Source organism: Actinomyces bouchesdurhonensis, from assembly GCF_900128465.1.
Lineage (GTDB): Bacteria > Actinomycetota > Actinomycetes > Actinomycetales > Actinomycetaceae > Pauljensenia > Pauljensenia bouchesdurhonensis.
The window spans coordinates 125,009-132,918 of the sequence record NZ_LT635864.1; the positions used below are offsets into that span (position 1 = coordinate 125,009).

Annotated in this window: 5 protein-coding genes and 2 pseudogenes; 3 read left to right on the top strand and 4 right to left on the bottom strand. The window is 64.9% G+C overall.

Annotated features, from left to right (window positions below):
- Positions 1-213 (bottom strand): FAD-binding oxidoreductase (locus BQ7477_RS02295; RefSeq protein WP_129582483.1); only part of this gene is annotated, 213 nt, incomplete at its 3' end.
- Positions 214-983: 770 nt separating this feature from the next.
- Between BQ7477_RS02295 and BQ7477_RS02305 the strand changes: the two genes are divergently transcribed.
- On the top strand, positions 984-2,816 hold the full coding sequence (locus tag BQ7477_RS02305; protein ID WP_073982664.1) for a hypothetical protein: 1,833 nt from the start codon (positions 984-986) through the stop codon (positions 2,814-2,816).
- 13 nt (positions 2,817-2,829) lie between these two features.
- Here BQ7477_RS02305 and BQ7477_RS02310 read toward each other — a convergent pair.
- Positions 2,830-3,696: pseudogene (locus BQ7477_RS02310) on the bottom strand (alpha/beta hydrolase); the annotation flags it as partial.
- Positions 3,647-4,096: pseudogene (locus BQ7477_RS11035) on the bottom strand (PLP-dependent transferase); the annotation flags it as partial. The pseudogenes BQ7477_RS11035 and BQ7477_RS02310, both read right to left, overlap by 50 nt.
- A 474-nt stretch (positions 4,097-4,570) precedes the next feature.
- Here BQ7477_RS11035 and BQ7477_RS02320 point away from each other — a divergent pair.
- Positions 4,571-5,896: a C40 family peptidase gene (locus BQ7477_RS02320; protein ID WP_073982666.1), complete on the top strand. Its 1,326-nt coding sequence runs from the start codon at positions 4,571-4,573 to the stop codon at positions 5,894-5,896.
- 120 nt (positions 5,897-6,016) lie between these two features.
- Entirely contained in the window at positions 6,017-6,742 is a 726-nt protein-coding gene (locus BQ7477_RS02325; RefSeq protein WP_084795611.1) for a hypothetical protein, read from the top strand.
- 249 nt (positions 6,743-6,991) lie between these two features.
- On the opposite strand, the gene BQ7477_RS02330 is transcribed toward BQ7477_RS02325, so the two are convergent.
- A partial coding sequence (locus tag BQ7477_RS02330; RefSeq protein WP_073982667.1) for an O-acetylhomoserine aminocarboxypropyltransferase/cysteine synthase family protein occupies positions 6,992-7,910 on the bottom strand: 919 nt, incomplete at its 5' end.

Consider the following 7,910-nt stretch of genomic DNA (forward strand, 5'->3'; position numbering starts at 1 on the left):
GCAGGAGGTGCCGCCACCTCGGGCGGTGAGGGGGACGCCGTGGGCTCGGGCGAGTTCGAATGCTGCGATCGCCTGTTCGGGCGTGCGGGGGAAGGCGACGGCCAGTGGCGGGATGCGCGTGAGGCCGGCGTCGGAGGAGTAGCGCGCTCGCGTGCCGACGGAGGCGTCGACGTCGATGAGTGCGCGCAGGTCAGACAGGAAGCTGTCGGTCATACGCTCAGTGTGTCATGGCTTCGGCGCGTGGGGTGGGACTTCCCGCTGTGCGGATGGTCGCGTGAGGTGGCGTAGAGGTGGAGGGGGTTAGGCTTGGGCGCGCGGGCGCCGGGGTGGTGGGGTGTCAGGCGGGTTCGGGATCGTCGTGGAACATCTTTGGGAAGGGTGTCACGGGGACCGGCATGCGCTCAATGGGTGGCAAATGCGGACTGACCGATTGAGAAGTGTTGGGGTATGTGCGCGGGGGAGTCTGGGCGCTCAGGCAGTAGGGTGAGAGTTCAAGGCGCGTCTCATCGGACGCCGGAACTCGTGGTTCGGGCGTCGAATATTCAACGACGTGCAGGAACTTTCTGCCCATTGATCCTCGCCTCGCTCGTGGGATGATGCCTGGCGTGCAGCCGTTTAACCAGGTGGAAGGTGATGGTGTACCTGGTTTGTGCGCGCCATATTCTATCGTACATGATTGCTTTCCTGCGTCGGAGGGGTTTGCGCATGGTTAGCGAGCATGTGTCAGGAGGGTGGGGATAGTGGGGTGGAAAGATTGGCGCTCCTGGTGTTGGGGCGGGGGTTGGATGGTCAGTGGAAGCGATGTACTTGCCAATCCTGTCCGTTCGGTAGGCAATGGTGTGGGGTGTGGGTGGTCGGCGACGAGCCTCTCTCTTCCTGATGCTTACGTGGTATCTATCGCAAACTCCCTGTGTCTTCTGCGTTTCTTTTGGAACGTATGAAACAATGGCCACGAGCGTCCCATACATGTGAAGGAAAGTGCGATGGCCCTGTTTGAGTTCGAGGATGGACACCTCGTTCCCGCTCAATTCGGATACCCGGTTGCGCATGATCTGGGTCCTGAGCTGGTTGACGCTATCTGCCAGCAGGTCCTCCAAATTGTCTCGCGACCCCTGTTTCCGGTGACTTGGCGTGACATGACAGGTCAGGTTGACGAGGAGACCCCGCGCCTGACGGCCCTTGATGTGACAGGGCAGATTGTCTCCGTCGAAATCCTGAAACTCCTTGACTCCGAGACTCTTATCACGTCGCTGTCGCGCCTCGCCGTAGTCGCTTCACTCTCGTGGTCTGACCTGGCTGCTGAGTACCCGTCGGGTCCCGAAGGCTTCCGTGCGGGCTGGGCGCAGTTCCGGGACTCAATGCCCCCTGCCGTCGGCCCCGGCCCGCGCCTTATTATGGTCGCGGGCGAGATCGACCCCTCGGTGCGCCCCGCCCTGTCGATCTTGGCTACCTCTGGTGTTGAGGTTCATCTCATGAACCTGCGTCAGATGTCCAACGGTCGCCTGTTCCTCGATGTGAACGCCGTCGGCCCGCGCCTGTATGGTCACGCACCGCAGCTCCTAGGGTCCGCGGCACCAGCCCCCGAGATCGGTGCATCCATCGATGCTGATACCGTCACCGAGACGGAGGACACCGACCAGGCATTCGCGAATCCCGAGGGAGACGCGGAAGGTGCGGACACCCCGACGACGCGTCCGACCCCGAAGGTCGCCCCTCACTTGCGCGATGTATTCAGCTATTCGGTGGATGAAGAACCGCCACCGCCGTGGAAACCTGCTGAACAGGAAGGCGCTCTGGAGGATGCCAGCGACAAGGCCGCGGACGTGGCTGACGGCAACGACGACGGCGTCGCGGACGAGCGCGACGCAGATCAGCACACCGACGAGGCTGACGATCGTTTCGCACCGGAGGGTGATACGAACGAGGGTGACCTGCGCGACGAAGCTAACGCTGAGGTACCTGGCCTAGGTGATCACGAGGGCGACGAAGGTAATGACGACGTTGAGGCGGAACTCGGCGCACCCGCGCAAGTCGACCAGGGCGATGACGCACCCGACCAGGTCGATCAGGCAGAGGCAGGTCACGCCGACGAGGGCGAGGTTGGTGACGCGGTCGACCTGGGCCAGGATCACCCCGAAGCCGATCAGGATGATGCTTGCGTCCACGAAGCGGACGGCGTGGATGACCATGACGACCGCGGAGACGGTAGTCTGGATGACCGTGACCAGTGGGACGAACACGACCACCCGCAGGAAGACGCCGTGTTCGCCCCCGAGCAGACAGACAACAACGAGGAGTTCCAGGACGTGACCCAGGAAGAGACGCCCCGATGGGAGCGCCCCGCCCACCTTGGCAGCCGCGCATCGCGCCGCGCCCAGGCCGGGACAGCCGAACTCAACGACGCCGGAGCGACCGACGCTGCCACGGCCTCGTTCGTGGATCACGCGGAAGAATCGCCTGAGGTCGTCGCTGCCCGTGGCGAGGGTGTGCCCGTCCTCGGGCGCGACGAGGCCGGGCTTCGCACCCTGGCGCAGATCCTTGGCGAGGACACGCCCCTCGTGGCGCGCGGCGAGCTGGGGCTACCGGATGACTTGGTGTTGGCGGCGGGCGGAACCATCTCCGGTGCCGGCCTGACCTACCCGTCCCTGGACACGTTGCTGACCGCCCGCGGCCTGGGCCACATCGACGCGTGGACTCTCGTGCGTATTGGCGACCGCCTGGGTCCGACCCTCGCTGAAGCCCTCGACGAGGTCAACCGCGAGATCGTGCGCGAGTATGCGCACGCGCCCCGCGAGCGCCGCGCCGCGCGCCACTGACGTTTCGCGAATCCTAGCCGACGAAGGCCTCGAGCCAGCCGGCAATCGTCGCGTACACTCGTTCGCGCACGGGTGCGTCGGAGAGAAGCAGGTCGTGCTTGCCGGGGAATCGGGCGATCGTGACCAGGTCGGACAGGTCGAGGCTGCGTTGGGCGATAACGACCGGGTTCAGGACCGTGTCGGAGGTGAAGACCCGCTCGTTCCATTCGTCGCCGAAATAGGCCGACGTGGACACCATGGACAGGACTGGGCACTCCAGGTGTACGTCCTTCTCGACCGTTTCGTGTCCCGCCATGATGGCTTCGAGCCAGGAGGCGGGCACCGGGTAGGATTCGGGGCGCTTCCACTCGCGTGCGATGGGCCAGCCCGCGACGGACGGGTCGTCGGGGGATAAGCCCTCGGGAATTGGAAGCTTCGAGGTGGCGCGCCCAGTGAGCGAACGCCCGTAGTGGCCTGCCCCGCCGGAGGGCACCTCCCACATGGGGTTGCGCGACGCGATGCGCCCGATGACGGGGGCCATTGCTCCGCGCCAGGCGGCCATCGACTGCATTTCCAGCCACGCTGAGTTCAGGATCAGGCCGGCCAGGACGCCTGGGTGGCGGTGTGCCCACAGGGTCGCGATGAGTCCTCCCGTTGAGTGCCCCATGAGAATTAGGGGCTCGTCGTCGCGCTCTTCACGGATGATCTCGATGGCCTCGCCGATCTCCTCGTCGTACACGGACAGGTCGTCCGTGTAGCCGATCGTCTGGTGGGGGCGCAGGGATCGCCCGTACTTGCGCATGTCGAGCGCGTAGAACGCGGCCCCCGCCTGGCGCAGTCGATCCGCCATCTCGGTCTGGAAGAAGTAGTCGTTGCGTCCGTGCAGGTACAGGATGGTGAGGCNCGAAGCGCGCCTCGATGCCCAGGCGTCCCAGCGTGTTCTTCAGCAGGGTGACGCTGCCGCCGTACAGGGAGGGGGAGGCGACCACGTTGTTGCCGGCGACGGCCAGCGCGAGGATCGACAGGGCGGTGGCTGACTGGCCGGAGGAGACGAGGAGGCCACCGACGCCGCCTTCGAGGGCGGCGATGCGCGAGGCGACAGCGTCAGTCGTGGGGTTGGTCAGGCGCGTGTAGATGGGGCCTAGTTCTTGCAGGGCGAAGCGGCTCGCTGCCTGGGTGGTGTCCTCGAAGGCGTAGGAGGAGGTTTGGTAGATGGGCAGGGCGGTCGCGCCGGTGGCGGGGTCGACGTCGTATCCGGCGTGAATCTGCTTGGTTTCGAAGGACCAGTCGTTGGCACTCATGTGGCGGCTCCTAAAAGTTGGGGTGGGGGTGTCGTCCTTGGATCCCCGGGCGGGCCGCTCATTGGTTGATATGAGAATGCGTCGAGGCGCGTCCCGCTCACGGGGGACTGCGCGGCAGTCGCTTGTGCTGACGCGCAGTCAGCGGCACATTCGACGGTTCATGGTGTCCATTGTTCGTCATGGGCCGGGTCGTGGCGAAGTGGTCCCGGATGGCGGACGTGTGTAACGGGTTGGGGGTCTTTCTGGGAGCAACGATGAAAAGTGTGAGAGGAAATACATATATAGGCAATCTGAGCTTAGGTTTTTCGGTAATTAGCTAATTTTAATGTTGCCAATGATGCATATGTTGCGATTGATGCATGTGTGCAAGATGAGGGATGTGGTGTGTTTGTTGCCAAGTGTGGCGAAAGTGGATAGTCTCTTGTTCAGAACGCCCCCACTGGCACCCGCACACGCAGACGAGATGAGACGATGATGAGACGACGCGGAACCATTCGCATGGCCCTGACGGTCTTTGCCGCCAGCGCCCTGCTGGTCCTGCCCAACATGGCGCAAGCTGTTCCCTCCGAGGAAGAAATCGCGGCCGCGCAGGCAGCCGAAGAAGCAGCGCAGATGAGCGTGGCCGAAATCGAAGTCAAACTGGCAGAAGTCAACGCCACAGCCGCCACCGCGACACAGAACGCGCAGATCGCCGGTGAAAACCTCAATGAAGCGCAGATCGCGCTTGCTGAAGCGACCGCGACCGCCAACCAAGCCGAAGCCGACGCCACCGCCGCCGAGAGCGCATTCGCCGAAGGAAAACAACAGATCGCCTCGGTCGCCCAGGCCGCCTACCGAAGCGGCGGCGGATCGCTCGACGCGATCGCCCCCTACCTCAACTCCGACGGTCTACGTAGCGTCGAAAGCAAGAAAGCCAGCATTAACTCCTTCTCCTCCTCGGCTGAAACGAAGATGCAGACCGTCTCAGCTCTCGAACAGGTCGCCCAGGTCACCCGCCAGGCCGCCACAACAGCGCTCGCCAACCAGCAGGCCGCGACCAACGAGGTCCAAGCGCGCACCGACGCGGCCAACCAGGCAGCCACGGCCGCGCAGAACCAAGCCGCCATCGTCGCAGCCCAGCGCACCTCCTACATCCAAGAACTAGCCAACAAACAAAACACCACCGTCGAACTCATTAACGAACGCGAAGCCGCCCTCGAAGCCGAGCGCCAAGAAGCCGCGCGCGTCGCAGCCGAACAGGCAGCCGCAGCAGCGGAAGCCCAACGCCAGGCCGATGCCGCAGCCGCCGCCCAACGCCAAGCCGATGCAGCTGCCGCGACCCAGGCCTCGTCCTCCTCAGACGATGAAGACGACGACGATACACCCTCGTACTCCTACGATGAACCCTCCTACGAGGAACCCAGCTACTCCGACGAGGAGCCTTCCTACTCCTACGGCGGAGCATCCACCGCCATCGCAACCGCGCAGAGCTACCTGGGCGTGCCCTACGTGTGGGGTGGCGAATCCTACGGCGGCGTTGACTGCTCCGGCCTGACAATGCTCGCCTGGGAAAGCGCAGGCGTGTACCTGCCACACCTCTCGCGCGCCCAATACGGCTACGGAACGCACGTGCCGATCGGCTCCATGGACGTCGGCGACCTGATCTTCTGGTCCTCCAACGGCGCCCAGTCCGGCATCTACCACGTCGCCATCTACCTGGGCGGCGGCCAGATGATCGAAGCCCCCACCTTCGGCGTGCCCGTGCGCATCACCGGCGTGTACAGCTGGGGATCCATCATGCCCTACGCCGTCAGGCTCTGACGTTCCTCAGGCGTGAGGGGGCCGCGTACGCGGCCCCCTCACGTCTACCTCTCATCCATGTCTCTCCCGCTTGGAACTTCCTCGACGCGTCACCGCCCCAGCCTCGGATAGCATGAAGGCATGGACAAATCAGCCCACGAGAGTGACCCTCACAACTCCGCAGCCGCGCCAGCAGTCGAGGAGGTGTCCGTCCCGCTCGACACCTCCACCAAGCGCGCCTTCCGCGTGTTCCTCGGACTCGTCGTGATCGTCATCTACGGGCTGTTCTGGCGATTTGGCCTGCGCGGCTCATGGGGTCAGTGGTCGATGCGCGCCCAGATGGCGGCCGCCGTCATCCCTGCCTTCTTCACCCTCCTGTGGGTCCCCGTGGTCTGGGCCTCGCTTCGGTGGATGCTCCGTGACTTCATCAGAGCACAGAAAGCCCCCCAGGCAGCGAAACACGCCAAAAAGCCGCAGCCCTTCTCTGCCGCCTTCTCCTTCCTCCTCACTGCCGGCATTCTCGCGTTCGTCGCCACCCGTGCATGGGGAGGCTACGGCCTCGCCGTCCAGGACTGGTGGGACGGGCCGACCCGGCACGAGAACGTGAGCTGCCAGAACATTCGCGAAGAGGGGGACGAGACCTTCCTGAAGCGAACAAACAAGACCTTCGTCATTTTCGACCTGGTGGGCGCCGACGGCTACTCGCGCCACTTCGAGCTGAAGCTCTCCGACCTCGAAAAGGAGATGGAACGCGAGGACAGCCCCTACACCACCATCATGACCCTGTGCGAGGCGCAGGCCCCCAGCTTCGGCGTCTCCGTCTACGAGCGCACGGGCACCATCGCCGAGGCCTGGAAGGCACAGTAGAACCTGCGCCGATCCGAACCGCATAGTTGCGCTCACATGGCTAGCATGGGTGCATGGACACGTCGGTCAATGAAGGTGGCGAACAGGTTTCCCAGGGCCTCAATGAGGACGCGTCGCAGCTGACGCTTACCGGCGCTCAGAAGCGCGCAGCGTGGGTGCTCGTCGGACTCATGGCGACCGTGGCGTATGCGGGCCTGTGGTATTTCTTCTTCTACGATTACTGGGGTGAGCGCGCNCCGACGGCGTGGGTCAGACCGTGGCCGCGCGGGCCGCGTCGAAGCCGAGCTGCAGGTCGGCGAGGATGTCCTTGATGTTTTCCAGGCCGATCGACAGGCGCACGGTGCCGGGGGCCACGCCGGCCTTGGCCAGCTCCTCCTCGGTGAGCTGCGAGTGCGTGGTCGAGGCCGGGTGGATGACCAGGGACTTGGCGTCGCCGATGTTGGCGACCACGGGCAAGAGCTGTACGCCGTCCGCGAAGGCCCGGCCGGCCTCGTACCCGCCCTTGATGACGAAGGAGAGCAGGCCGCCCGTGCCCAGCGGCGCGTACTTCTTGCCCAGCTCGTAGTAGGGGGAGGACTCCAGGCCCGCGTAGTTGACGGACTCGACGTCCGGGTGATCCTCCAGGAAGCGGGCGACCGCCAGCGCGTTAGAGACGTGGCGTTCGACGCGCAGGGACAGCGTCTCGATGCCCTGCGAGATGAGGAACGCGTTGAAGGGGGAGGTGACGGCGCCCAGGTCGCGGTTGATGAGCGTCTGGATGCGCAGCAGGAACGCCAGGTTCGCGCCCAGCGCGCCGCCCACGCCCAGGTCGCGGGCGTAGACGAGGCCGTGGTAGGACTCGTCCGGCGTGTTGTAGAGGGGGAAACGCTCGGGCTGGGAGGCGAAGTCGAAGTTGCCCGAGTCGACGATTGCGCCCGCGATCGAGGTGCCGTGCCCGCCCAGGTACTTGGTGGCCGAGTGGACGACGATGTCGGCGCCCCACTCGATCGGGCGCACCAGGTAGGGGGTGGCAACCGTGTTGTCGACGATGAGGGGCACGCCGACCTCGTGGGCGACCTTCGCGATGGGCTCGATGTCGAGGATGTCGCCCTGCGGGTTGGGGATCGTCTCGCCGAAGAAGGCGACCGTCTTGTCGTCGGCGAGCGCGCGCCAGGCCTCGGGGTCGAGC

Excerpts from the sequence above, each read along its gene's own strand:
- BQ7477_RS02305 (WP_073982664.1), top strand. The coding sequence starts at position 984 with ATGGCCCTGTTTGAGTTCGAGGATGGACACCTCGTTCCCGCTCAATTC.
- BQ7477_RS02320 (WP_073982666.1), top strand. The coding sequence starts at position 4,571 with ATGAGACGACGCGGAACCATTCGCATGGCCCTGACGGTCTTTGCCGCC.
- BQ7477_RS02325 (WP_084795611.1), top strand. The coding sequence starts at position 6,017 with ATGGACAAATCAGCCCACGAGAGTGACCCTCACAACTCCGCAGCCGCG.